The sequence below is a fragment of the Chryseobacterium taiwanense genome, from assembly GCF_000813825.1.
In the GTDB taxonomy this organism is placed as follows: domain Bacteria; phylum Bacteroidota; class Bacteroidia; order Flavobacteriales; family Weeksellaceae; genus Chryseobacterium; species Chryseobacterium taiwanense.
The window spans coordinates 293920-319128 of the sequence record NZ_JWTA01000015.1 but is presented as its reverse complement, the minus strand read 5'-3'; the positions used below and the strand labels follow the sequence as shown (position 1 = coordinate 319128).

The 25209-nt window shown below is 34.4% G+C and carries 19 protein-coding genes; 12 read left to right on the top strand and 7 right to left on the bottom strand.

All coding sequences use genetic code 11. The features are described from left to right. Window positions 1-33: 33 nt before the first annotated feature. The 6 genes from RM51_RS16140 to msrA all read left to right on the top strand — a co-directional run bounded on the left by RM51_RS16140 (window position 34) and on the right by msrA (window position 8863). On the top strand, window positions 34-2202 hold the full coding sequence (locus tag RM51_RS16140; RefSeq protein WP_052248533.1) for a TonB-dependent siderophore receptor: 2169 nt from the start codon (window positions 34-36) through the stop codon (window positions 2200-2202). A gap of 40 nt (window positions 2203-2242) precedes the next feature. Beyond that, complete coding sequence (locus RM51_RS16135) at window positions 2243-3448, top strand: PepSY-associated TM helix domain-containing protein (RefSeq protein ID WP_039371889.1); 1206 nt, start codon at window positions 2243-2245, stop codon at window positions 3446-3448. Beyond that, entirely contained in the window at window positions 3445-5559 is a 2115-nt protein-coding gene (locus tag RM51_RS16130) for a TonB-dependent receptor (RefSeq protein WP_039371887.1), read from the top strand. Before RM51_RS16135 ends, RM51_RS16130 begins: the two co-directional genes overlap by 4 nt. A gap of 57 nt (window positions 5560-5616) precedes the next feature. Next, window positions 5617-6828, top strand: coding sequence for a PepSY-associated TM helix domain-containing protein (locus RM51_RS16125; protein ID WP_039371885.1), 1212 nt, complete (start codon window positions 5617-5619; stop codon window positions 6826-6828). A gap of 86 nt (window positions 6829-6914) precedes the next feature. Then, entirely contained in the window at window positions 6915-7883 is a 969-nt protein-coding gene (locus RM51_RS16120; protein WP_039371883.1) for an ROK family protein, read from the top strand. Window positions 7884-8308: 425 nt separating this feature from the next. After that, the gene (msrA, locus tag RM51_RS16115) at window positions 8309-8863 is read left to right on the top strand and encodes a peptide-methionine (S)-S-oxide reductase MsrA (RefSeq protein WP_039371873.1); all 555 of its coding nucleotides are present in this window, start codon (window positions 8309-8311) and stop codon (window positions 8861-8863) included. Window positions 8864-9021: 158 nt separating this feature from the next. Here msrA and RM51_RS16110 read toward each other — a convergent pair whose 3' ends face one another. Continuing rightward, a complete protein-coding gene (locus tag RM51_RS16110) occupies window positions 9022-10788 on the bottom strand; it encodes a RagB/SusD family nutrient uptake outer membrane protein (RefSeq protein ID WP_039371870.1) in 1767 nt (588 codons plus the stop codon). Window positions 10789-10806: 18 nt separating this feature from the next. Further along, on the bottom strand, window positions 10807-13851 hold the full coding sequence (locus RM51_RS16105; protein ID WP_039371867.1) for a SusC/RagA family TonB-linked outer membrane protein: 3045 nt from the start codon (window positions 13849-13851) through the stop codon (window positions 10807-10809). A 322-nt stretch (window positions 13852-14173) separates the two neighbouring features. Between RM51_RS16105 and RM51_RS16100 the strand changes: the two genes are divergently transcribed. Next, window positions 14174-15241: a phosphatidylinositol-specific phospholipase C1-like protein gene (locus RM51_RS16100; protein ID WP_039371865.1), complete on the top strand. Its 1068-nt coding sequence runs from the start codon at window positions 14174-14176 to the stop codon at window positions 15239-15241. Between the two features lie 467 nt (window positions 15242-15708). Here RM51_RS16100 and RM51_RS16095 read toward each other — a convergent pair whose 3' ends face one another. Both RM51_RS16095 and RM51_RS16090 read right to left on the bottom strand, forming a co-directional pair. Next, the gene (locus RM51_RS16095; protein ID WP_039371862.1) at window positions 15709-17499 is read right to left on the bottom strand and encodes a metallophosphoesterase family protein; all 1791 of its coding nucleotides are present in this window, start codon (window positions 17497-17499) and stop codon (window positions 15709-15711) included. Window positions 17500-17574: 75 nt separating this feature from the next. Beyond that, complete coding sequence (locus RM51_RS16090; RefSeq protein WP_039371860.1) at window positions 17575-18450, bottom strand: hypothetical protein; 876 nt, start codon at window positions 18448-18450, stop codon at window positions 17575-17577. 392 nt (window positions 18451-18842) lie between these two features. Here RM51_RS16090 and RM51_RS19420 point away from each other — a divergent pair, with 392 nt between their 5' ends. The 3 genes from RM51_RS19420 (at window position 18843) to RM51_RS16080 (ending at window position 21417) form a co-directional block, all read left to right on the top strand. After that, entirely contained in the window at window positions 18843-19037 is a 195-nt protein-coding gene (locus tag RM51_RS19420) for a hypothetical protein (RefSeq protein WP_131667087.1), read from the top strand. 65 nt (window positions 19038-19102) lie between these two features. Further along, window positions 19103-20740, top strand: a complete 1638-nt coding sequence (locus RM51_RS16085; RefSeq protein WP_039371857.1) for a tetratricopeptide repeat-containing sensor histidine kinase — start codon at window positions 19103-19105, stop codon at window positions 20738-20740. Between the two features lie 11 nt (window positions 20741-20751). Further along, on the top strand, window positions 20752-21417 hold the full coding sequence (locus RM51_RS16080) for a response regulator (RefSeq protein WP_039371855.1): 666 nt from the start codon (window positions 20752-20754) through the stop codon (window positions 21415-21417). A 217-nt stretch (window positions 21418-21634) separates the two neighbouring features. Here the strand turns inward: RM51_RS16080 and RM51_RS16075 are convergent, their stop codons facing one another. The 3 genes from RM51_RS16075 to RM51_RS16065 all read right to left on the bottom strand — a co-directional run bounded on the left by RM51_RS16075 (window position 21635) and on the right by RM51_RS16065 (window position 23530). After that, window positions 21635-22084, bottom strand: a complete 450-nt coding sequence (locus tag RM51_RS16075) for a GNAT family N-acetyltransferase (protein WP_039371852.1) — start codon at window positions 22082-22084, stop codon at window positions 21635-21637. Next, the gene (yihA, locus tag RM51_RS16070) at window positions 22077-22700 is read right to left on the bottom strand and encodes a ribosome biogenesis GTP-binding protein YihA/YsxC (RefSeq protein WP_039371849.1); all 624 of its coding nucleotides are present in this window, start codon (window positions 22698-22700) and stop codon (window positions 22077-22079) included. Before yihA ends, RM51_RS16075 begins: the two co-directional genes overlap by 8 nt. 68 nt (window positions 22701-22768) lie before the next feature. Next, window positions 22769-23530 (bottom strand): alpha/beta fold hydrolase, encoded by a 762-nt coding sequence (locus RM51_RS16065; protein ID WP_039371847.1) that lies wholly within the window; start codon window positions 23528-23530, stop codon window positions 22769-22771. Between the two features lie 273 nt (window positions 23531-23803). Here RM51_RS16065 and mraZ point away from each other — a divergent pair, with 273 nt between their 5' ends. After that, window positions 23804-24262, top strand: a complete 459-nt coding sequence (gene mraZ, locus RM51_RS16060) for a division/cell wall cluster transcriptional repressor MraZ (RefSeq protein WP_039371845.1) — start codon at window positions 23804-23806, stop codon at window positions 24260-24262. Window positions 24263-24302: 40 nt separating this feature from the next. Continuing rightward, the gene (rsmH, locus tag RM51_RS16055; RefSeq protein WP_039371842.1) at window positions 24303-25196 is read left to right on the top strand and encodes a 16S rRNA (cytosine(1402)-N(4))-methyltransferase RsmH; all 894 of its coding nucleotides are present in this window, start codon (window positions 24303-24305) and stop codon (window positions 25194-25196) included. The last annotated feature ends 13 nt before the right edge of the window (window positions 25197-25209 follow it).

The window sequence follows — 25209 nt, the reverse complement described above, 5'->3', positions numbered from 1 at the left end:
TTAAAAACAATATCTTTGCAAAAATTTTGTTTCATGAAAAATGTACTGATCTGTGCCTCGTTGTTAGGTTCTATGCTAACTTTTGCTCAGGAAAAAGATACTTTGAAGTCTTCTAATATTGAAGAAGTAGTAGTAAACGGGAAATATTATAAAAAATATGTTGAAAAGGAAGGATCATCTTCTCTACGATTAAATGAAGAACTTATCAAAATCCCTCAAAACATTTCAATTATTACGAATAGGGCATTAGAAGATCAGCAGGTTACTACAATTTCAGACGGACTTTTGAGAAACGTAGCAGGAGCTCAAAGATTGGAACACTGGGGCGAAATGTACTCAAGAATCAATATGAGAGGATCTAGAGCTGGTGCTTTTTTAAACGGAGTAAATGTAACTTCAAACTGGGGACCATTATCTGAAGATATGAGTTATGTTGACCATATTGAATTCGTAAAAGGACCTGGAGGATTCCTAATGTCTGCAGGAGAGCCAAGTGGTATTTACAATATCGTTACTAAAAAACCTACAGGAAATTCATTCAACGGTTCTGCAAGATTTACATTAGGAAGTTTCGACATGTATAGAGCTGAAACAGATTTGGATACAAGAGTATCAAAAAAAGTTTCGGTTCGTTTGAACTTAATGGGTTCACAGAAAAACAGCTTCCGAGATTATGAATTCAATGATAGATATGTTGTAAACCCTTCAGTAAAAGTAGAACTTTCTGATAAAACAACTTTAATTGCAGAATATATCTACCAAAAAGCTAAAATGTCTGAAGTTGGATCAGCATATGTATTCTCAACAGAAGGATATGCTACAAAGCCTGTAAATTATACACATACGGATCCTGGAATTATGCCTTCAAATATAGAAGACCATACCGTGAATGTGAATTTACAACATCAATTCAACAAAAACTGGAAATTAACAGCTCAAGTTACTTACCTAAACGATTATACTAATGCTAGTGATATTTGGCCAGATGCAGTAAATCCAGACGGAACAATGATTAGAAGGCTTTCTTATTGGGAAGGCTCCAATGTAATGAGATTTGGACAAGTCTACCTAAATGGATATGAAAAGACAGGAAAAATTTCTCACAGAATTTTAGCTGGATTGGATTTAGGTTCTAAAAAATATTTAGCAGATTGGGGGTATTCCCACGTTTTAGATGCAACACCATTCAATACTAACGTTTCAACCTATCAACCAGTAACAAATGGTTATGGGTATGAAGAATGGATAGATCGTATCAACGGATCTCCTTTAAACCAAAGGGCAACTCCAGGAGGAACTATTGAACAAAATTATTCAGGAGTATATTTACAAGATGAATTAGGATTCTTAGAAGATAAATTGCGTTTAACAGTTGCTGCAAGATATACTAATATCAAGCAAAATAATTATGGCGACAATTTCAAGGCAGACAAAATCTCTCCAAGAGTTGGGTTAAGTTATTCTATTGATGACAACACTTCAGCTTATGCATTGTATGATCAGTCTTTCACTCCGCAATCCGGCTTATTTAGAGACGGGTCTACAGCAAAACCTTTAACAGGAAACAGTTACGAAATCGGAGTAAAAAGAGATTGGTTTAGCGGAAAATGGAATACAACATTGTCTATTTATAATATCCGAAAAGAAAATGCTGTCAGCAGCGACCCAACAGATCCGACCTACAAATATTCAATTCTGGACGGAAAAACAGGTGTAAAAGGGGTAGAATTTGATCTAAAAGGAGAAATTGTAAAAGGCTTTAATGCAATCTTCAATTATGCATATACAGATAACGAATATAAAGAAGCTATAAACTATATTAATCCTATCACAAATACAACTGAAATACTTCACAAAAAAGGAGATAAAGTTGCTGGTTATGCAAAACATACAGTAAATGGTTGGTTAAATTACACCTTTACAAGCGGTACCCTTGAAGGGTTTGGGCTTTCTTTTGGAGGAAGTTATTTAGCAGACAGAACATCTTGGACTTGGGATTCAACTGGAGCAACAAAAGCAATGAATGATTACCTAAAGTTTGACACAGGAGCTTCTTGGGAAAATTCGAAAATCCGTGTAAATCTAAACATATTCAATGTATTCAACAGATATCTATATTCTGGTGCTAATTATGGAACGTATTACTACTACCAAGCTGAGGCCCCTAGAAACTGGAGATTCTCAATTGCTTACAAATTCTAAATAACTAAAAGCTAGCCCCTCAAAAGGTTAGCTTTTTACTATGAAAAAAAAACATCATCATAAGAAGAATCCTTCATTGATAAAAAAATGGTCTGCCAAGCTGCATTTGTGGTTTGGCTTATCTGTAGGTCTTATTGTTTTCATTGTTTCTTTAACGGGTACCATGTATGTTTTCAAAGACGAAATACAAAACGTTCTTAGAAAAGATGTGATGTACGTTAAGCCAGAAACAGTTTCTCAAAAACCTATGTCCATTGAGCTTCTTAAAGAAAAAATCTCTTTGGAAATCAATGAAAAGTATCCTATCAGTTCGGCAGAAATTCCTTTGGGTAAAAATAAATCGTACGAATTTTTCATCTACGAAAAAGATAAAAAAGGCTGGAATTATTTTAATGAAGTAAAGGTTAACAAACTCATTTATGTCAATCAGTATACAGGAGAAATTTTAGGGATTTACAATGAAAAATATGACCTCTTCCCTATTCTGAAATCCATCCACTGGAGTTTACTTTTGAAATCGGAATGGGGAGTATATGTCGTTGGAATTCCGGTTGTATTATTTATCATTATGTTGATTACAGGAATCGTTCTTTGGTGGCCTAAAAATAAAAAAGCAAGAAAAGGACGTTTTTCATTTGACTGGAAAAATGTAAAAACCTGGAAGCGTAAAAACTATGACCTTCATAATGTTTTAGGTTTTTATGTTTCATTTATTGCTTTATTAATGAGTGTTTCAGGGATTTATTTTTCGTATCCATGGGTGAAAAATGTATTCAATCTTAGCCTTTCAGGTTCATTAGAACTTCCAAAAGAAAAAGAGATCAAATCTCCGGATTCATTATTAGCAAAAAACAATTCGGTTTATGATCTTTCTGTTCAACAGACTAAAAAATTATATCCGGAAGCATCCAGTTTCAGAATTCCGCTAAACGGAAAAAATAAAAAAGGAAAAAAATTAAAAAATATACCTGTCACAGTTTATCAGAAAGACGGAAGATTTAGTGAAAGAAATCTTATTGCTTACGATAAATACTCAGGAAAACTATTATCAAATAAGCCTCATCAAAACTTAAGTAACGCAGAAAAGTATGCCAATGCCAATTATGACATTCACACGGGTTCATATTTTGGATTGTTTGGAAAAATCATATGGTTTTTTGCAGGACTTCTATGTACGTCATTGCCTGTTACGGGCTTTTTAATCTGGTGGGGAAAATATAAAAAACAAGGAAAGAAAAAATCATGAAAAAGGCTCTTTTATCAATAGCTTGTCTAGGATCAGTAACTGCTTTTGCACAAAAAACCGATAGCGTAAAAACATCCAGTGTAGAAGAAGTAGTACTTACCGCTTCTCGAAAAAAAGAAAACATTAAGGAAGTTCCTAGTTCTATTACTATTGTTAATGAAAAACAAATTCAGTCTCAAATCTCTGTAAACTCAGATATTTCCAGCATTTTACAATATACGGTTCCCAGTTTAGGACCAAGCTCTGGACAAACATCGAACTCCGGGCAAACGTTAAGAGGAAGACAGGTTTTGGTACTGATTGACGGTATTCCACAATCTACCCCTTTAAGAAACGGTGCAAGAGACATTCGTTCTATTGATCCTTCAGTTATCGAAAGAATTGAAGTTATAAAAGGATCATCTTCTATCTACGGGAACGGTGCAGACGGAGGAATTATCAATTACATCACTAAAAAGAATACTTCTGATAAAAAAATAACGGGTGTTTCTCAAGTAGGTATTACCGGACAGCCTTATGGAGGAACTTTAGGAGCAAGAGCCAGCCAGTTTTTAGCAGGAAAATCAGGAAAGTTTGATTATGCGCTTTCATTGGCTTATGAAAGAACGGGATATATGAAAGACGGAGACGGAGTACACCTTACTCCTACGTATAGCCCTGCAAAAATGGACAACTACAATGGAATGTTGAAGATCGGGTTTGATATTAATAAAAACCAAAGAGTAGAAGCTTCTTACATAGGGTATGCTTCAAAATCTGATCTTAATCTTGGTCTTAAAACAGGAAAATACGGAATTACGCCCTCTATTGGAGAAGGTATAGGACAAGGATTGGAAACTACTCCGCAAGGAACTCCTAGAAATCATAATTTCAGACTGACTTATGATAACAGCCAAATCTTTAAGAATACTTCTTTAAATATTAATGCCTATTCTCAGGATTTCAGAACCGTATATGGCTACAGCAATACTTTTTTAAACGGAGGACAATCTAACATCATTTCCAAAAAGTATGGAGTAAGAGCCAATTTTGACACTCAGATTTTCAACCATCAGAATGCTCAGCTTGAAGTTATTTACGGAGCAGATATCCTGAATGATCAAACCGTTCAAAAGCTTGAAGACGGAAGATACTGGACTCCTGACATGAACATGACCAATATTGCCCCTTTCGCTTTATTTAAACTTGATTTATTCAAAAAAATAACCATTAAAGGAGGTTTGAGATACGAAAACATGAAGGTGAAAGTAGGAGATTTCAACACCCTTTCCAGTTTAAAAGCTGATGGAACATTTACCCAAAGTATCTTTGTAAAAGGAGGAGATCTGGAATACAATGCTCTTGTAGGAAATATTGGAGTGCGTTATAACATCAACAACGCCCTAAATCTTTTCTCTAGTTTCTCACAATCATATTCGATTAATGAATTAGGTAGAATTTTAAGAACTTCTACAGAATCGACCATTTCTAATCTTGAAGCCAAACCAATTATCGTGAACAACTACGAATTTGGAGCTACAGGACAGATTACTAAGTGGCTAAATTATGAAGTTACCTCTTATGTAAGTACTTCGAAACTTGGAGCTTCATTTATCCAAAGTGCAGATAGAGCAATTACGATACAACGTTCTCCTGAAGTTGTATACGGAGTGGAAGGTTATCTTCATTTCTCTCCATCAAAATGGGTTAAGTTCGGAGGAAGCTACAGCTGGTTAGAAGGTATCACCTCTTTAAATAACGATGGTGATTACTCTGCAAAAATCAATAATTCCAGAATTTCGGCTCCGAAAATCCTTGCATACGTACAATTGCAGCCTACCAAAGCTTTATCAGTAGGATTAGACATGCTGCATTCTTTTGAACAAGACAGATTCACTCCAAATGCGAAAACAGGACTTTACACCTACGGAGAAGGATATGTTCCGGAAAATACAATTTTTAACTTCAGATCCTCTTACCAGATCAATTCTAACTGGAAAGCTTCATTAGGAATAGAAAACCTGTTTAATAGAACCTATCAACCTGCTATTGCATGGTGGAACGCCAGAGATACAGAGTTTGTAAACGCTCTGGGAATGAGAGGAACATTCATGGTTGAATACAAATTTTAATTAATCTAAATAAAACTTAAAGCTTTATCTTTGAGTTTTATTTTATTTTTCTAAAAAATGCAGAAAAAACATCATCATAAAAAAAAGCCAAGCCTATTCAAAAAATGGACAGGAAAACTGCATTTGTGGTTGGGTCTTGGAGTTGGATTTCTCATATTTATCATCTCCATTACAGGAGCTTTATATGTTTTTAAAGATGAGATTGAAAACTTTACCCGTAAAGATGTCATCTATCACAACGAACAAAATATAGAGCAAAAGCAGGTTCTTCCGATTCGTGTATTGGAACGAGCAGTCGTAGCCCAGGTAAAAGAAAAATATCCCGTTCATTGGGTGAATATTCCGATCGATAAAAAGATGTCTTATCTTTTTTATTGGTATGAACATGATCCGAAAGGCTGGAATTATTTTAATGAATTCCCCATCTATAAAGCAGCTTATGTTAACCCTTACAGCGGAAAGGTTTTAAGAACGTATGATGAGAAAAACGGATTCTTCCAGATCGTAAAAATGATTCATTGGAGTTATCTTTTGAAGCAGGAATGGGGAACGTATCTTGTAGGAATTCCCGTGATTATTTTTGTAATCATGCTGATTTCCGGGATTATTCTTTGGTGGCCTAAAAATAAAGCGGCAAGAAAGCAGCGTTTCTCTTTCAAATGGCAAAATGTAAAAAGCTGGAAAAGAAAGAACTACGACCTTCATAATGTATTAGGATTCTATGCCTCTATTTTTGCTTTGATCTTTTCATTAACCGGACTATTCTATGCATTCTTTGTTGTTCAGGCTGCGTTTTACTTCATTTTTTCCGGAGGGGAAACAACTTATCCTGATTTCTCATCCATCAAAACTAAAGCTCCGATTGAGCTTAGAACGGAAGGAACATTGGATAAAATCAGCAATACGGTAAGAGCAAAATATCCGGATTCTTACGGTTTTTCAATCGATCTTGGTCATGAACATATGGATGATCATGAACATCCGAATTTTGAAGTCTATGTGAAGCATTTATCCTACTCTTATCATAAAAGCAGCAGTTTAATTTTTGATGAAAATTCAGGAGAATTGCTTCACACTCATGACATGAAGGACAAAAATTTTGGAGAAAAAACAGTAGGAGCCAATTATGATATTCACGTCGGATCAATTTTAGGACTTCCAACAAAAATCATTGCTTTTATCGTAAGTTTGATATGTGCCTCATTACCAGTTACTGGCTTTATGATTTGGTGGGGAAGGAGAAAAAAGAAAACGCCCAAAACCGTTTAAAATATTTTTTCAATAAATATGTGGTTAATCGTCTAATAACTAAGATCTTTTTTATAATTTTAGCGTTTTAGAATTTTAGAATAGAAATGTCATTAGTAGATTTGTCAAAACATGTTGCGCTAGGAATTGATATTGGCGGAACGAACACAAAATTTGGGGTGGTAAACCACCGAGGTGAAGTTCTTGAAAAAGGAAATATCCGAACGGACGCCTACCCTACTGTAGAGGAATATATTGACGCTTTATACGAAGCTGTTCATCCCATGATCAACGGCCACGGAAAAGAGAAAAATTTTGATGGAATAGGAGTAGGAGCTCCAAATGCCAACTACTATACAGGAACTATAGAACAAGCTCCCAATTTACCATGGAAAGGAGTCATTCCTTTTGCAGAACTGATGAAAGCTAAATTTGGGTTGCCTTGTACAATAACCAATGATGCTAACGCCGCTGCTATTGGGGAAATGCTTTTCGGGGCTGCAAGAGGAATGAAAGATTTTATCATGATTACCTTAGGGACCGGTGTAGGAAGCGGAATCATTGCAGGAGGTAAATTAATCTATGGACACGATGGTTTTGCCGGAGAATTAGGTCATACGATCGTAAAACCGGGCGGTAGAAAACATTGGAGTACAGGTTCTGAAGGAAGTCTTGAAGCCTATGCTTCTGCAACAGGTATCTCGATTACCGCAAAGAAAATGAGAGCAGAATTCCCGGAGTCTATGCTGAACCAATATCCTGAAGAGGCGATCAATTCTAAAACAGTACATGAATGTGCGCTAAAAGGAGATCCAATCTCTATTGAAGTGTTCAGATATACAGGACAGAAATTAGGAGAAGCTTTAGCCAACTTTGTGATGTTCTCTTCTCCGGAAGCCATTCTTTTGTTTGGAGGAGTCATCAAAGCAGGAGATTTTATCTTAAAGCCGACAAAACTTCATATGGAAAGAAACCTTCTTCCAATTTTCAGAAATAAAGTAAAATTGGTTTTCAGTGAACTAGACGAAGCAGACGCTGCCATTTTAGGAGCAAGTGCTTTGGTTTGGGAAAAATAACTGAAACATTTTTAAATAATACTAAGCATCCTTTTTAGGGTGCTTTTTTTGTTTTTATTTTAAACGCAAAGATTTCAATTACTGAACGTTTAATTTGTAGAAGGCAAAAGCAAATAAATTTGCTACACAAGGCTACTGTTATAGCTTCATCCAATCAACTTGTTGATTCTTCTTTGCCCACTTGAAATATCCAATTTTAAAGTAAATTCTTTGTGTTTAAAATTTTATCTCGCAGATCGTGCAGATCAAGCTGATTGGTATATTTTATTTTTAGTCTAAAATAATTTGCCTCATCTATGATTACAATTCATTTTTAGAAAATATGAATAGACATTAATTGAAAAAGTTTTTCATATTTTTGATTGGTTTTTCTTCGTTACATCAACTTGTAAAGAGAAAACAATTAAATACATAATCAACTTAGAATGAATAACAATAATTTAGAGCAAATTACTTTTGGTGGCGGATGTTTCTGGTGTGTGGAAAGCTGCTTTAATATGCTGAAAGGGGTAGAATCTGCTATTTCCGGATATTCCGGAGGACATAAAGATAATCCAACATATCAGGAAGTTTGCACAGGAGAAACAGGACATGCAGAAGTCGTACAAATTACCTACGATCCTTCGATTATTTCTTATGAGCAATTGATGGATGTTTTCTTCTTCCTTCACGATCCTACACAGTTAAACAGACAGGGAAATGATATCGGAACGCAATATCGTTCTGTGATTTATTATAAAGATGATGCTGAAAAAGCAAAAGCTGAAGAAGCGATCAAAGTTTCGATCGAATCAGGAAGATGGGCAGGAACTTATGTAACAGAATTAACGAAATTCGATAAGTTCTGGCCTGCAGAACAATATCACCAAGGATATTACAATGAAAACCCAACGCAGCCTTATTGCAGCGCGGTTGTTGGCCCAAAAATTCAGAAGTTTAAAAAACATTTCGGAGAATTAGGAATGTTGAATGCGGAATAATTTTTAAATATCTTAAGTTTTGGCTAAAGCCAAATAAGAATTTTGAATTTTGAAATGGGCTAAAGCCCATTCCTATTGATAAAAACAAAGCGAAGAGAGAAAACTCCTTCGCTTTGTTATTTGCAAAAATAATCGTTTATATGAAGAAAACTTGTTCTTTAGTATCCGGGATTCTGGGTAAAATCCTTTGATGCATCAATAGTTGCCTGAGGAATCGGGAAAATTCTTCTATAAGGTTGAGAAGCTGGTTTCGCAGTTCCTGCCAAATCAAATTTTCCGAATCTGATCAATGCCTTTCTTCTGTACAATTCCCAATACAATTCAAATCCGGATTCTTTTACTAATGTATTTGCATCCAAAGAAGTAATTGCAACACCTGAAGTATTTCCTTTTAAAGCATCATTGGTTCTGCTTGTTCTTAATTTATTTACATCAGCCAAAGCAGCCGTTACGTTTCCGTTTCTGAAATACGCTTCTGCTCTCATCATGTAGATCGTTCCTAGCCTGTACAATGGAACGTCCATTCCACTTGTTCCGTTATTTCCTAGTCCTGGATCAAATTCAAACTTAAAGTTTCTTACTCCTCTGTTAATTTGAGCTTGTGTAAATACCGCTTCTGAAGGATTATCAAAATTCAATTCAGGAGTAAAATCCGCAGCTAGGGTTGTATTTTTCTCTGTAAATAATTTATAGACTTTAATTCTTCCATCAGAAGTCATATCAAAATTTCCGTTAGCAAGAATTTTTGGACCGTATTGTTGCCCCACCTGCAATCCTCTGTTAAAATGGAACCAAGGTTTTCCTGTTCCCTCTACTTTGCTTGTTGAAGGTACACTTACATCTGTCCCGTCATTTCTGAACCACGTTCCGTCTTCATACTGATACGTTCTTTGGAAACGAGGATCATCATGGTTTCCGTTCCAAGAATAATAGAATTCAGGGGTAACACAGTTTGCATTTGTTCCTCTGTTATCCGGTGAAGGCTTCTGGATTCTTTCCATTGACATATATGCCAAGTCATTATCTGATCCTTTATCTGAGTTGGCAATCTTCTTCTGAACGATCGTAAAAATCATTTCTTTACTCGTATCGTTATTGATATCAAAATTGTGGAAATAATTAGATTCTAAGCTGAAATTTGAATTATTAATTAACAGATCAGAATACATAATCACTTTATCCATATCCGTTCCACTTCCACTCACCGCTTGCTCCAGAAAGTTGAAATTCCCTGAAGTTTTATTCTTCAACACGGCTCTGTTCAGATACATATCTGCCAAAAATGCATAAGCCGCCTGTTTTGTAAATCTTCCGGCGTGTGTATTTTTCGTTTTAATATCTGCCAAATCCGGAAGAATTCCTTCTACTTCTTTAATAAGATCATCAATTGTAGTTTCCGCTTTTCTGATTTGAATCGGAGCATTAATATTATCCGGATCTCTGTAGGGAGCCTGTCCAAACAAATCAATCGTTGTATACGTATAGAACGCTAGCAATCCTTTCGCTTCTGCTAAAAATAAAGCTTTATTCGTTCCTGTACTTTTGCTTGCACTCGAAATAGCTGTTAAAGATTTTGTAATTCCAAAATTCAATTGGTTCCAGGTTGTTTTTACAACATCACTGTTTGCATCCCAAGTGAATTCGTGCATCGCTCTCCATTTTCCACCATCTCCCCAGTCACTTCCTCTTGTTGGTAATATAGCTTCATCGGTAGAATATTCCTGCAAAGCGAAAACACTTCCATGGTCAACAAAAGTTCCTTCACCCAACTGACTATAAGCTGCAGCCAAAGCCGCTTCAGGATCTGCAACTTCAGAACCCAAAACCTCATCGATTACTTTTTCATCCAGATTTGTACATCCCACTAATGATAATACGGCAATGGATAAAACAATTTTATTAATATTTAAAAATTTAGATTTCATGATTTCTTTTAACTTAAATTAAAATTTAACAGTTGCTCCCAAAATGAAAGTCTTCGCAGACGGATATGTCGTATAATCAATTCCAAGCGATTGGTTCCCTCCCACCTGTTTGTTGGTATCTACAAGAGGATCATACCCTGTGTAGCTTGTAATGGTAAATAAATTCTGTGCACTCACATAAAGATTAATGCTTCTCAGGAATTTCAATTGATTGATATCAAAAGTATATCCTAATCTCACATTGTTCAGACGAAGAAAATCTGATTTTTCAAGATATAAAGAAGATAATTGCGGCTGGTTTGTGAAATTTGCTCCAGAATCATAGAAGTTTTTCAAAACGTTTCTATCCGAAGCCAAGTTATTGATATTTAAATCCAATGCGGTATTATTCACCAAATACCCTCCTGTCTGTCCAATAAATGAAAACGCAAAATCAAATTTCTTGTATTTCATATAAGAATTGATCCCGAAAGTGAAGTTAGGAATTGCCCCCTCGAAGATTTTTCTGTCATTCTGATCGATTCTTCCGTCTGCATTGATGTCTTCATAAATATATTTTCCGTTGGCATCAACTCCCAAATAATTATACATATAAAAAGATCCCGCCTCATAACCATTCTTATAAATATTTGCTGTAACTCCGGAAAGTCCAGGTCCTGAAACTTCCCCTGAATAAATGGCAGAAACAGGAAGATCTTTCACCACGTTATTTACTGTAGCTCCGTTTACATCAAAATTCCAGGTGAAGTTTTCATTTTTAATAATTTCTGAACCTAAAGAGAATTCAAAACCTTTGTTCACAATTTTTGCATCAACATTTTTCCATACGGTACTTGTAGGACTTAAAGGTCTTGAAGGAATATTTAAAATAGGATCTTTTGTTGTTTTGTGGTAATATTCCAATGATCCGTACAATTTGTTTTTCAACAAACTGAAATCAGCTCCAATGTTAGTTTGTTCCACAACTTCCCATTTCAGATCGGGATTTACGGTTCTGTTGATCGAAACTCCATTGATCAAATTTAAATTGTCATATAAATAATATCCAGCAGCCTGAGTTAAAGAAGAACTTGCCTGTGTAATTTTGTTCGGTACTTCCTGATTACCGGTTTGTCCCCAACTTCCTCTTAGTTTTAATTCATTAATCAATTGAGAATCTTTAAGGAAATTTTCATTAGAAACCGTCCAACCTACTGCTACAGAAGGGAAATATCCATATTTGTTGTTTTTCCCAAAACGTGTGGAACCGTCTGCTCTTAATGAAGCTGTCAATAAATATTTTTTATCAAAATTATAATTTACCCTTCCGAAATAGGATTGTAATTCATTTTCCTGAGCATATCCCGCTCCCGGAACAAATGCCGTTCCTGAATATCCGGGATTCAGTTCCGGAGCAATTCCCGCTCCTTGAGCAGCAATATCTTTTACTCCGAAATATGTTCCTGTAGATTTAAACTTCTGATAAGAGAAACCTCCTAAAACATTAAAATTATGTCTATTAAGATTAAAATCATAGGTTAAATAATGTTCTAAAAGCACATTGTAAGAATCAAGATTTGCCTGAACATACATTCCTTTTGGTGTTCTGTCGGTAACGTTCGGATAGATAGTTGTATTTCTTTCCGACATTGTTTTATCAATCCCCAAATTGAATTTATAATTTAATCCGGGTAAGATTCTCAACGTTGCTTCTGTATTCCCCAATACTCTGAATGTATTGGTTTTATCATTATAGATGCTCAATAAATACAGAGGATTGTAGTGAGCATTCATGTTGAAATTGGTATAACCTCCAGTTTCATCATACACAGAACGTGTAGGATTCGCCATCAAAGCATGGATAATTACCTGTCCGTCAGATCCTGCATTTCCACCATTTGGAATCCCTGTTTCTTTAATATCACTCGCCGTAAGGTTTAGTTTAATTTTTAATCTCTTGTTATCAAAGAAAGATTCTTCAGCGTTTAAACGGGCTGTTGTTCTTTTAAATCCACTGTTTAGAACGATCCCATCCTGGTCCAGATGAGAAAGAGAGGCAAAATAGTTCCCTGTATCCGTAGATCTTGAAAAAGACACCGAATGATTGGATGAAACGGCATTTCTGTAGATCTCATCCTGCCAGTCTGTATTTCCGCCATGATCATATAATTTATTGATTCCTGCAGCTCTATATTCATCCGCAGCCATCAAATCTAATTTTTTAATCACAGAAGAAAAGCCTAAATACGTATCATAAGTAAACATTGGCTCACCCTTCTTTCCTCTTTTTGTCGTTACCAAGACAACCCCGTTTGAACCTCTTGCACCATAAATTGCCGCTGCAGAAGCATCTTTCAACACAGTAATAGATTCAATATCACTTGTATTTAAAAAGTTTAATGGATTTTTTGCGGATGTATTTCCCAGACCGACATTCGGAGACTGTGCGCTTACTGCATCATTACTCAACGGAACGCCGTCTACAACGAATAAAGGAGTACTTCCACTTCTGATGGAACCGATCCCTCTGATAGAAACGTTAACTCCTGCTCCCGGTTCACCGCTCGTCTGAACGATACGAACTCCTGCTACTTTTCCCTGCATCAGATTATCAACGGAAATATTCATTCCTTCTTTGAAGTTTTCAGCTTTCAACTGGCTTATTGCTCCCGTTAAATCTGATTTCTTCTGAGAACCGTAACCTACCAAAGTCACTTCTTCGATAGAAGTTGCCTCTTTTTTAGATTTTAAGCTCACCGAAATGGAAGTGCTTGAAATCTTCATCGTTTGTGATCCATATCCATCATAAGAAATGGATAATGTTTGCCCGATAGATGCAGAAATAGAAAAATTTCCTGAAGCATCTGTCATTGCTGTTGCTCCGGTTTCTAAGACAGTGACTTTTGCGCCTTCTATCTTCGATCCGTCTTGATCTGTTACTGTTCCGGTAATGGTTTCATTTACCTGTGAAGAAACAGAATAGTTTACCGAAAATTCTTCTGCTTGAGCCTGATTCGCCACCAAGAAGATTAATGCAATCGGAATTAGTTTTTTAAACTTAAAAAAATTAATTTTGTGGTACATATCATTAAGTAAAGTAATTGCATGACGTTTACTTGCTTAATAAAAGCCACTGTTGTTCCCGCAACAGTGGTTTTCATTTCTGCCCGTCGTTAGTTTTTATTTTTCGGCATACAAAGTAAAAACGTTTAAGCTAAAAGTAGTTTAACGTAATATTATCTTAAAATGAATAAAATATAAAGAAGCTTTTACACCAAATATCCTTTATTAAAGGAAAGTTTATTTGTATTTAAAAACATTCACATAATCATAAAAAACACTTAACATAAGATGTAAAAAGATTGGTAAAAGACCTGCTAATTTTGCCGTTACAAAAATTGAAGTAATGAAAAAGGCAGTTTTCTTAGGTTTGTATTTATCTTCGTTAAACCTTTTGTGGTCTCAATCTCAGCATTTAAATGATTTAAAAATCAATGAAATTCAGGTAATTGGTTCTCACAATTCTTATAAAAAGGCAATTCTTCCGGAAGTATACAGTTATTTATCAAAAAAAGATTCTTTACATTTTCTTCCGAGAATTCAATATGAACATATTCCAATCCCTCAACAATTGGATCTGGGCTTGAGAAATCTTGAAATTGATGTATATGCAGACAGCAAAGGCGGAAAATATGCTCATCCGAAAATTTTAGACCTTGTAAAAACTACCCAACTTTTCGATCCGGAAGGGAAAATGAAAAACCCGGGCTATAAAATGATTCATATTACGGATATTGATTATCAAACTCAATATTACACGTTGGAAGATTGTTTAAAAGACCTGAAAAAATGGTCTGATGCACATTCTGATCACGATCCCGTTTTCATTACCCTTGAACCCAAAGACGGAAAAGCCAATCAGTTCGGAACAGAGCCTGAACATTATACGTCAAAACTTTTCGATGATTTGGATAATGAATTGAAAAAGTATTTAGGCAAAAATAAAATAATTACCCCGGATGACATTCGCGGTTCTTATAAAACGCTGAATGAAGCCGTTGTAAATAAAAACTGGCCAAAAGTAAAAGAGGCTAAAGGAAAATTCTTATTCGTCCTTGACAATAATAGTGAAAACAGAGATTTGTATATGAAAGACCATCCGTCTCTGAAAGGGAGAATGGTTTTTACCAACTCCACACCGGGAACTCCTGAATCTGCTGTTTTATTTATGAATGATCCAAGCCCGAAAATCGCTGATCTGGTAAAACAAGGATACATTGTCCGAACAAGAGCCGATGCAGATACAATGGAAGCGAGAAATGAAGATTATTCGCGATTTGAAAAGGCAAAAGAAAGCGGAGCACAGGTAATTACCACGGATTATTATCAGCCGAGTACGTTATTTAAATCAAACTATAAAATTAGTTTTGATAACAATACGTATGAAAGAAAAAATCCTGTGACCGGAAAATAGAACATTTTTACGATTAGATTTATAATTGAAAAGACTGTCAGATTTTGATAGTCTTTTCTGTTTTTGCTTTTAAATAAACATCTTAGATTTTTGACGCAAAGTTTTTATTTTGAAATTTTCTGATCTTAAGTGAGCAAAAGTGAATCAACAAGTTGATTTCATGAAGCCTTCGTTCAAACTTCGCGTAGCAAATTTATTTGCTTTTGCTTTTCTAAAATAAAGGGTAAAATAATTAAATCTTTGCGTTTAAATTAATTTAGGAGACTCTAGACAGTTTTACACCATTGTCATTCTGACGAAGGAAGAATCTTCTCATCATAGCTTAGATTCTTCATTTCACGGCGTTACATTCAGAAGGACAGAGTCATAATAAGAAAATAGCATGAGTAATGTAAAATTGTATATAATTACCTTAATTTCAGCACAAACATCTGTGCAAATCTGCGAGATCTGTGGGAAAATAAAAACTATAACCTCTTAATCTCCTGCTTCTTCAAATCTATTTCAAAATGATCTGCCGGTTCACCATGTGAAAGCAAAGAAAGAATTTTAAAAACAGATTTTAATTTTGATATAAACGGGTCTTCGGATTGGCTCTCCTGAAACAGTTTTTCCAATGTCTGATATTGCTGCTGTCTTTCTTGTGAAATATCTTTTTTAGCAAGCTCATCTGCAGATTGAAACTTATATAAATCCAGTAAGACGTCTTCAAAATTCCATTTTTTAAAAGATTCAGAATTAATCCTTTTTTCTTTTAATTGATTTTTACTTTGAGCTAATAATAACAGATCTTCCCCACTCAATTTCTCTGCTTTTTCAATAAAATCTTTTGGCCAATCATCGGGAATCATTCTCAAACGAACCAATTCTTTGAGATGAAAAAGCATAAAATTATGATAAGATTTCGACTCTAAAATATCTTTATTCCAGAGGATTTTGTTATTATCTTTTTTTAAAGTCTCATATTCCTTTTCATACAATGGAAATAATTCATCAAAATTGGGTACATCATTTAAGACTTCTGTTTCTACTTCCAACTGATTCGAAGATTTTATAGTCAATATTTTATACGCCGGAAGATAAGCCGCCAACGAAGGAACCTGAATATTCACCAACATCTTCCCTCCTGCTTTCCTGATTCCGGTATCATTTATATGCATATGCCCTGCAAAATGAATCTGTAAACCTGCTTCTGCAAAGGTTTTTGCAACTTCTTCTTCCGGAACTCTTTCCAACTGCCATTTTTTTTCGCCTAATAAATTTTCAATTTCATCCGTAGCTCCATCATTAAAATCAATCATTGGATAATGAGTGAAGGCAATCACCGTTTTTCCGTTCAGCTTTGCTTCTTGTGTAACTTTTTTCACCCAGTCGATCAAATGCTTTTTATTCGTTAAAACATTGTTGTACCCGATACTTGCTCCTTTGTAGTTTGAAGGATTATTGGGGTTTTCATTTAGGTTTTTCGGAATGTACGTGTTTCCATCAATCGCAATCATCCAAACACCTTTTACAGGTTCCACAACATAACTTAAATCAGGAACGGAAAAACCTTTTGAAACCTCATACATTCTCCTGGAATAATCTGCACTTTGTAAGGCTTTTTCGTAGGAATAATTTTTAACAGATTGAAAATCGAAAGGCGTACTCCAAAACAAGTTTTCTTTTTTAGGATAAAAACCGAAGTCTTTCAATTCATTCAAAATTTCCAGATATCCTGATTCTGCAATGTCTTTTGTAATGATTTTATTACTGATCTTCCCAATATTTTCTTTACTGTAAATTCCTAAAGGCTTTCCATCCTGTCCAAGAAAATCATCTTTTCCAGCATCCTGTCGAAAAGGTCCCACTGGATCATGATTACCTGTCGTAATGTAAAAATCGATCCCGTATTTTTTGTGATAGCTGTCTAAAATTTTGTGTAATCCTTGGATATTATACGCTTGTCCGTCATCCGAAAAATCTCCGGGCATTGCGACAATTTTAATTCCTTTTTTTGCAATATCATCCAATGCCTTCAGGAAAGCAAAATAGTTTTCATTGAAAATCCTTGTGGAATGCAATTGAGAATCCATTGTTCTCAGAATCGTTGGCTTTCCTGTTTTAGGATTAGTAATTCCTTTAAAATCATTATCCAAAAAGCTTCCATACAAATCCTGAAAATGTACATCTGAAAGAAAAGCAATCTGCACAGGTTTCTGCTGAGACGAAAACAACGAAAATGCGAACAGTAAAAACCAGAATATTCCTTTATTCATCTTTAAAAAAGAACGAAATTAAAGGAATATCCTGTGAACTGTTTTAATTGAATTTTAAATTATTGTGAAGGAATATTACTCTTCTATTTCTGTGATATCCTTTGATCTTCCGGCATATTTATAAAGAATCTGAGGCGTTGATTTTCTTAACTCTCTTCCATTCTCCGGATTTACACCGTCGTCTGTGAAAAACTCAACAATATTATCATATTTTGAATACCAAGTTCTCCCAAGTGCATTGATATCACTCAAAGTATCTTTTCTCATAATCTTTTGAAAATAACGATATTTATGTTCATTCATCGCAACGACATCGAACCCCGGACCAACAAAACTGCTATCTGTAGCAATATATCGTTCTCCATTCCAATACATATAATCTTTCTCAATAGGAGGCTTCACCCTTGACAGCAAAGTAAAAGGCATTGTAATTCCTTTATCTGAACTGTTGTTATTAGAAGAAAAAGCGATATTGCTTGTAAGAAGTAAAGCTAACAGAAGAAGCTCCATAAAACCCAATCCGTTTTGCTTAATTCCGTTCGGAATTTTAAATGTTGGAATACTATCGTTAGTGTTAAGATTGGTAATATTTACGATAATATTTGACCGTTTTTCCGAAAAAAACTCGCTATGATCATCAAAATCTATTTTTATGATGGTTTTACTTGTTTCTTCTCCCTTTTTGGTAAAAGTTCTGGAAAACTCCATAAAGTTTTTATACCCAATATATTCACTTAGCTTATCTAATACCTGAGAATCAATATTCAAATCTTTATCATCTCTTAAAAAAGCATCATAATAACGTACTAATGTTTTATCTGCAATAAGAAATTTTAAATTTTCTTCTAAATACACACATAAATAAAGAGCTTGCCCACTTTTTGATTCTTTACCAGATTCTCTTCTTACTTGTTCAAACACCTCATTAATTAATAGTTTCTTCTTGAACATAATTAGTTTTTAAAAGCAATTACAAAATAGATGAATTTCCATCATGTCGCATTACGGTTTCCCGTAAAATAATTCTGTCCGGATTTTGTCCATCTCTGTCTATGAATTGACTAACACCTGCGTCTTTGCATGCCTCATCTTTGCTTCAGAAAATCAGTTGATAAGCAAACATTAAAATAACAGACAAGACAAATTCACAAAACTGTTTTTCAAAAATAACCAGCCAAAACCGAAGAAAAACTCCCGATTGGGAGGCGGATGTTTCTCCTCAGTTTTTAAAGGTTCACTTCCCAAAAAAAATTTAAGAAGCGCTTCGAAATTTTAATCGTGTACAGCTCGGAATCAATATTCCGAGAGGAAGAAAAACAATTTCAACTTCAAATTTTACGGAAATGATCCAATTCATTATAATGCTATTAAGCTTAGCATTCGGACACAATAATGCCAATACAGCAACATACGACAATACTCAAACAACAGTAACTGTGCAGAGTGATTCTGACCCAACAACGAGACTTGATCCAGACGGAGAACCCGTAGGAGGGAATTCAGGACAGCTACCTCCTCCTCTATCTATAAATCCATAAATTTAAGAAAAGGACAGATTGTATAAATCTGTCCTTTTTACTATTTTGCATGAAACTAAAATATAATGAAAGTTTTAATTTCTATTATTATATTATTACTAATGTTTTCCTGTAAAAAAGACAATATTATAGCTGATAATAATCCTAATTTCCATAAAGCATTTACATATCGAGAATCTCAGGAGTATGATTCCGCATTCTACTATTACAACCTTGCAAAGAATGATTTTATAGAAACAAATGATTCAATAGGAACAGCAAGGTCATTAATAAATATGGCAATGATTCAAACCAATAAAGGTGAATTTTTAGGAGGGATTGAGTCATCCCTCCAAGCAAACACATATCTTAAAAAAGAATCTGATAGCACAATCAGAGTATTGCTTGGCAAAAATTATAATAACATGGCCATTGCTTCTAATTATCTTAAAAACTTTGAAAATGCATATGATTTTTATTTTAAAGCTTTAAAATATATTGATAACACCGAAGACAGGTATTTATGTTATAATAATATTGGCGATGTACTAATAAATCAGGGAAAACCAAATCTTGCAAAAAGCTATTTAGAAAAAGCTATTAATGTAAAAGATAGCATTAATTATTCAAAGGCGCTAAATAATATTGCTAAGGCAAAATATCTTGATAATCCAAATTACGATCCATTACCAGAATTAAATAAAGCTTTAGAAATTAGAAAAATAAAAAAAGATGGACCTGGACAAAACTCGAGCTTTGAGACATTATCTTCTTACTACTTGACAAAAGACAAAAACCTTTCTTTACACTTTGCAAAAAAAATGCTCGAAACTGCAATTAACAATAAAAGTGCAGGCGATCAAATATTAGCTTTAAAGAGACTTATTATTTTAGATTCAATAAATTATTTAAAAAACTTTCAAAGACTTAATTCAATAAATGACAGCTTACAAATCATAAGAAATAAAGATCAAAATCAATTTGCAATAATCAGATTTGACGTTGATAAAATAAAAGAAGAAAAAGAAGGGAAAGAAACAGAAATACTGCAAAGAAATTTTGGTATTGGGGCTCTATCATTACTATTGGTCTGTGGTTTCTTCTTATACAGAAAAAGAAAAAAAAGTCTTCAGCAGGAAAAAGAACTCGAAATCAAAGAAACACAGCTTAAAATGTCGAAAAAAGTTCATGATGTTGTCGCCAACGGAATCTATCAAGTGATGACTAAAATTGAAAATCAGGAACATTTTGATAAAGAGAAGGCGCTGGATGAATTGGAGTTCGTCTACGAAAAATCCAGAGACATTTCTTATGATAAAGCAGACCCCCTAACTGAGGAAAAAAGTTTTAATGAAAAAATTTCCGAAATAGTCAGCTCATTTAAAAATAATGAAATCAATACCTACCTAGCCGGAAACGATAAGGAAATTTGGGAAAATTTGAATTCAAAAAAACAAATTGAAGTATACCAAATCATTCGTGAATTGCTTGTAAACATGAAAAAACACAGCAAAGCAGATCGTGTTGTTTTCAGATTTGAAAGAGAAAATAATCTCATCAGAATATTCTATTCAGACAACGGTGTTGGGATTTCCGGAGATGTAATTTATAAAAATGGTCTCTCTTCTACGGTTTTCCGTATTGAAAGTATCAAAGGAGAAATTACTTTTGACACCAGAACCGAGAAAGGATTGAAAATTAACATTTCATTTCCTGTTTTCTAAAAACTAAAAAAATGTTTAAAAAAATTTTAATTGCCGAGGACCACGAAATGAGTAGCTACTCTGTCCAAAAAACATTAGAAGATCTTAATATTCCAAAAGTTGATTATGTATATTATTGTGATGATGCTTTGGCAAAAGTAAAAAAAGCTATCCGTGAGAACGATCCTTATGACCTGTTGATCACAGATCTTTCTTTCGAAGAAGATCATTATACACAACGTATCAAAGGCGGAGAAGATTTGATTCAAAAAGTAAAGGAAGTTCATCCTTCCCTAAAAGTTATTGTATTTTCCGGGGAACAGAAGTCCGGAATTATAGATACTCTTTTCAAAGATTATCAAATCAATGGTTATGTTCGTAAAGCCAGAAACGATTCAAAAGAATTAAAAAAATCCATCGCTTCTGTTTTTATTAATGAAGATTATTTATCATTTGATTTAAAAAATGAGGTAAAAAAACTTAACAGCTATGAGTTTACCGCTTATGATATTACTCTTGTCTCATTATTATCCAAAGGAATATTGCAAAAATACATTCCGATACATCTCCAGGAAAAAGGAATCAAACCTAATAGCTTAAGCAGTGTTGAGAAAAAATTAAATAGTCTCAAAGAAGGTCTTGAAGTGACGAGCAACGAACAATTGGTCGCATTCTGTAAGGACATTGGAATTATTTAATCTGGCTTTAAATAAAAACCTTTCAATTTTTTTGAAAGGTTTTTTTGTTTTTTACGGAAACCCGTAAGGTTACTAAATTTTATCCATCTATTTTTGAACTGCAAACAATATGTTGACAGATCTTATTGTTCTGAATGTAATTAAACTAATAACCATAAAAACACATTCCATATAAAACTGTCAAAAAAAGCGAGTAAATTAATTTACTCGCTTTTCTTTATTTTCTCAACATTTCCGTATGCGGAATATCGTCTTCTAAATATTTTTTCCCAGTATCTACAAATCCGAACTCAGAATAGAATTTCAATAGATAATCCTGTGCAGAAATTCTGATCTCAGAAGTATGAAAACGGTTTTCAATCGTTTCTAATGCATATTTTATCAACTGTCTTCCTAAGTTTTTACCTCTTGCTTTTTCAGTCGTCAACACTCTTCCGATTGAGGTTTCGTCGTATTTTATCCCTTTATCGAAAATTCGGCAATTGGCAAGTACTTCTCCATCTTCTTCCGCCCAAATATGAACTGCTTTTTGGTCATAATCATCCAAATCAGGATAAGGACAATTCTGTTCAATGACAAAAACATTGATTCTTGCTTTTAAAACGGCATACAACTCGGGAACGGTAAACTCATCAAAAGTTTTAATTTTCCAGATAATATTACTCATCGAAGCTTACATTATTATTAGCCAAAAATTCATTGGTTTTTTGAATGAAACTTAAAATTTCATCACCTCCGGTTTTCTTTTCCGCAGAAGTCACGTACAACTCCGGAAGATCTTCCCAGGTTTTATGAAGTTCCGCTTTATAATCCTCTACATTTTTAATCGCAATATTTGGTTTCAGCTTATCAACTTTTGTAAATACGATTGAAAACGGTACTCCACTTTCCCCACACCATTGAATGAATTCCAAGTCAATAGCCTGAGGTTTATGTCTGGAGTCTACCAACACAAAAAGATTCACTAAGTTTCTTCTGTTTAAAATATAATTGGTGATCAGCTTTTCAAAATCTTTTCTGATTGACTTTGAAACCTTTGCATATCCATACCCCGGTAAATCGGTTAAATACCAACTTTCATTGACTAAGAAATGATTAATAAGCTGTGTTTTCCCCGGAGTCTGTGATGTTTTAGCCAAATCTTTGTGATTCATCATTGCATTAATCAACGAAGATTTCCCAACATTCGATCTTCCGATAAATGCATATTCGGGAATTGTAGGTTCCGGGCAATCTTGCCATTTTCCACTACTTTTTACAAAGTTTGCTGTTTTAATAACCATTTTTATAGAATATTTTAGAAAAACAAACCATTAAGAAAAAGCTCTTAATGGTCATTTTTTATTTTAATTTAAACTTTATCTTTTATCCAGCTATAAAGAATTTCATTGAATTCATCTGGTTTTTCCATCATTGCTGCATGACCACATTTATCAATCCAGAACAGATCCGAATTTGGAATAAACTTGTGCATATCCTCTGCAACTTCAGGAGGTGTTACATTATCCTGTTTTCCCCATATCAGACACGTTGGCGTCAAAATCTTAGGCAAATCATTCAACATATTGTGTTTGATGGCGCTTCTTGCCAACATTACGGTTTTAATCCCCTTCATTCTGTCATTTACCACTCCGAAAACTTCATCTACCAAGTCTTCAGTAGCAACAGCAGGATCATAAAAAACCTCTTCCGTTTTCTTTCTGATATAAGAACGGTCGTTTTTTCTTGGGAAACTATCCCCAAAAGTTCTTTCGTATAAACCAGAACTTCCGGTAAGAACGAGATTTTTAACCAAATCAGGTCTTGCTAAAGTCAAAATTAACCCGACATGACCTCCCATTGAATTTCCGACAATTGTTACCGGACCTCCAACATGGCTTTCAATAAATTTTATAATATATTTTGCTAAAGTCGTAAGATTGGTATTGAGTACCGGCAAATCGTAGATCGGTAACTGAGGAACATATACTTTGTAACCTCTGTTTGAAAAAAAATCGACCATCTTATCGAAATTACTCAAACCACCCATCAAACCGTGCAACAACACCAATGGATGTCCTTCCCCCGCTTCTACAAAGGTATATTTCTTTTCTTTTTTTGTACTAAATATCATATAATGCCTGTAATAAAGCCTTGCAAAAATACAAATTAAACCTCAAAAATATTTTGATTACTCTAATTTAAAATAAAAATAACATAATAATCCTTTTTTTAGCTATTTTTTTGAAATTCTCTTTGTTATGGCGCAAATAATAACAATCACAACCCTCTTCATATCAAATAATTAAACCCTTAAAACTCAATCTTTGATAAAACTTATTAACATTAAGGGAAAAAGTGGGAAAAAGTGGGAAATTTTGGAAATTATTATATAAATTTGCTCCAAATGAAAAGTTTCATTGGGACATATGAGTGTAAAATTGACGACAAAGGCCGCTTAAAAGTTCCTTCATCTTTAATCAAACAGATGGAAAACTTCGACGACAAGGCGTTTGTAGTCAAAAGATCTGTGTTCCAACCTTGCCTGGAAGTTTACCCTATGAATGCATGGGATAAAGTGATGGGCAAAATTAATAAACTTAACAGATTCATTAAAAAGAATGCTGATTTCATTAGAATGTTTACGGCAGGAGTAAAAACAGTGGAACTGGACAACGCAGGAAGATTACAGATCTCTAAAGATCTGACTCATTTTGCAAATCTTCAGAAAGACATTGTCATTACAAGCGCTGGAGAATTGTTTGAAATTTGGGACAAAGAAGCCTACGAAAAGGTAATTTCTACCAATGAAGCCGATTTCGCCAGTCTTGCCGAAGATGTAATGGGCTCTTTCGATGAAGAATAATTACGCTGATTATTAAAGCGAAAAAAAACACAACTTAAGTATGTATCATAACCCCGTTTTGTTGAAGCAAAGTGTAGATGATTTGGTAACGAATCCAGACGGAATATATGTGGACTGTACTTTTGGAGGAGGTGGTCATTCCAGAGAAATATTGAGCAGACTTTCAGACAAAGGAAGATTGTTCAGTTTTGATCAGGATTTAGACGCTCTAAAAAATACAATTGACGATCCGAGATTTACATTAATTAATCAGAATTTCAGATTTCTGGAAAACTCTTTATTAATGTATGGAATTTCTCAGATTGACGGAGTTCTCGCTGACCTGGGAGTTTCTTCTCATCAATTCGATGAAGCAGAAAGAGGTTTCTCTACAAGAAGCAACGCTCCATTGGATATGAGAATGAATGTGATGCAAGGTCTTGATGCCAAAAGAGTCATCAACGATTATGAAGAAGAACAGCTTGCTGATATTTTTTATTACTATGGCGAACTGAGAGAAGCCAGAAAATTAGCCCGAGACATCGTTCATCATAGAAAAACCAAAAGCATTGATACAACAGAAGATCTGAAAAAATTATTCAGTTATCTTCCGCCACATAAAGTGAACAAGTTTTACGCTCAATTATTTCAAGCAATAAGAATTGAAGTAAACCAAGAGCTTGAAGTTTTAAAAGAAATGCTTGTTCAGGCGTACAATGTTTTAAAACCGGAAGGAAGACTGGTTGTTATTTCTTACCACTCTCTAGAAGACAGACTGGTAAAACGATTTTTGAAAAACGGAATGTTTGAAGGAGAACCTGAAAGAGACATTTACGGAAACTATAAAAAAGCATTTGAACTGGTAAAGAGCAAAGCGATCATTCCGGACGACCAGGAGATCGAAGAAAACTCAAGAGCCAGAAGTGCTAAAATGAGAACAGGAATAAAAGTATAAATGATAAACTATA

Excerpts from the sequence above, each read along its gene's own strand:
- RM51_RS16140 (WP_052248533.1), top strand. The coding sequence starts at position 34 with ATGAAAAATGTACTGATCTGTGCCTCGTTGTTAGGTTCTATGCTAACT.
- RM51_RS16135 (WP_039371889.1), top strand. The coding sequence starts at position 2,243 with ATGAAAAAAAAACATCATCATAAGAAGAATCCTTCATTGATAAAAAAA.
- RM51_RS16130 (WP_039371887.1), top strand. The coding sequence starts at position 3,445 with ATGAAAAAGGCTCTTTTATCAATAGCTTGTCTAGGATCAGTAACTGCT.
- RM51_RS16125 (WP_039371885.1), top strand. The coding sequence starts at position 5,617 with ATGCAGAAAAAACATCATCATAAAAAAAAGCCAAGCCTATTCAAAAAA.
- RM51_RS16120 (WP_039371883.1), top strand. The coding sequence starts at position 6,915 with ATGTCATTAGTAGATTTGTCAAAACATGTTGCGCTAGGAATTGATATT.
- msrA (WP_039371873.1), top strand. The coding sequence starts at position 8,309 with ATGAATAACAATAATTTAGAGCAAATTACTTTTGGTGGCGGATGTTTC.
- RM51_RS16110 (WP_039371870.1), bottom strand. The coding sequence starts at position 10,788 with ATGAAATCTAAATTTTTAAATATTAATAAAATTGTTTTATCCATTGCC.
- RM51_RS16105 (WP_039371867.1), bottom strand. The coding sequence starts at position 13,851 with ATGTACCACAAAATTAATTTTTTTAAGTTTAAAAAACTAATTCCGATT.
- RM51_RS16100 (WP_039371865.1), top strand. The coding sequence starts at position 14,174 with ATGAAAAAGGCAGTTTTCTTAGGTTTGTATTTATCTTCGTTAAACCTT.
- RM51_RS16095 (WP_039371862.1), bottom strand. The coding sequence starts at position 17,499 with ATGAATAAAGGAATATTCTGGTTTTTACTGTTCGCATTTTCGTTGTTT.
- RM51_RS16090 (WP_039371860.1), bottom strand. The coding sequence starts at position 18,450 with ATGTTCAAGAAGAAACTATTAATTAATGAGGTGTTTGAACAAGTAAGA.
- RM51_RS19420 (WP_131667087.1), top strand. The coding sequence starts at position 18,843 with ATGATCCAATTCATTATAATGCTATTAAGCTTAGCATTCGGACACAAT.
- RM51_RS16085 (WP_039371857.1), top strand. The coding sequence starts at position 19,103 with ATGAAAGTTTTAATTTCTATTATTATATTATTACTAATGTTTTCCTGT.
- RM51_RS16080 (WP_039371855.1), top strand. The coding sequence starts at position 20,752 with ATGTTTAAAAAAATTTTAATTGCCGAGGACCACGAAATGAGTAGCTAC.
- RM51_RS16075 (WP_039371852.1), bottom strand. The coding sequence starts at position 22,084 with ATGAGTAATATTATCTGGAAAATTAAAACTTTTGATGAGTTTACCGTT.
- yihA (WP_039371849.1), bottom strand. The coding sequence starts at position 22,700 with ATGGTTATTAAAACAGCAAACTTTGTAAAAAGTAGTGGAAAATGGCAA.
- RM51_RS16065 (WP_039371847.1), bottom strand. The coding sequence starts at position 23,530 with ATGATATTTAGTACAAAAAAAGAAAAGAAATATACCTTTGTAGAAGCG.
- mraZ (WP_039371845.1), top strand. The coding sequence starts at position 23,804 with ATGAAAAGTTTCATTGGGACATATGAGTGTAAAATTGACGACAAAGGC.
- rsmH (WP_039371842.1), top strand. The coding sequence starts at position 24,303 with ATGTATCATAACCCCGTTTTGTTGAAGCAAAGTGTAGATGATTTGGTA.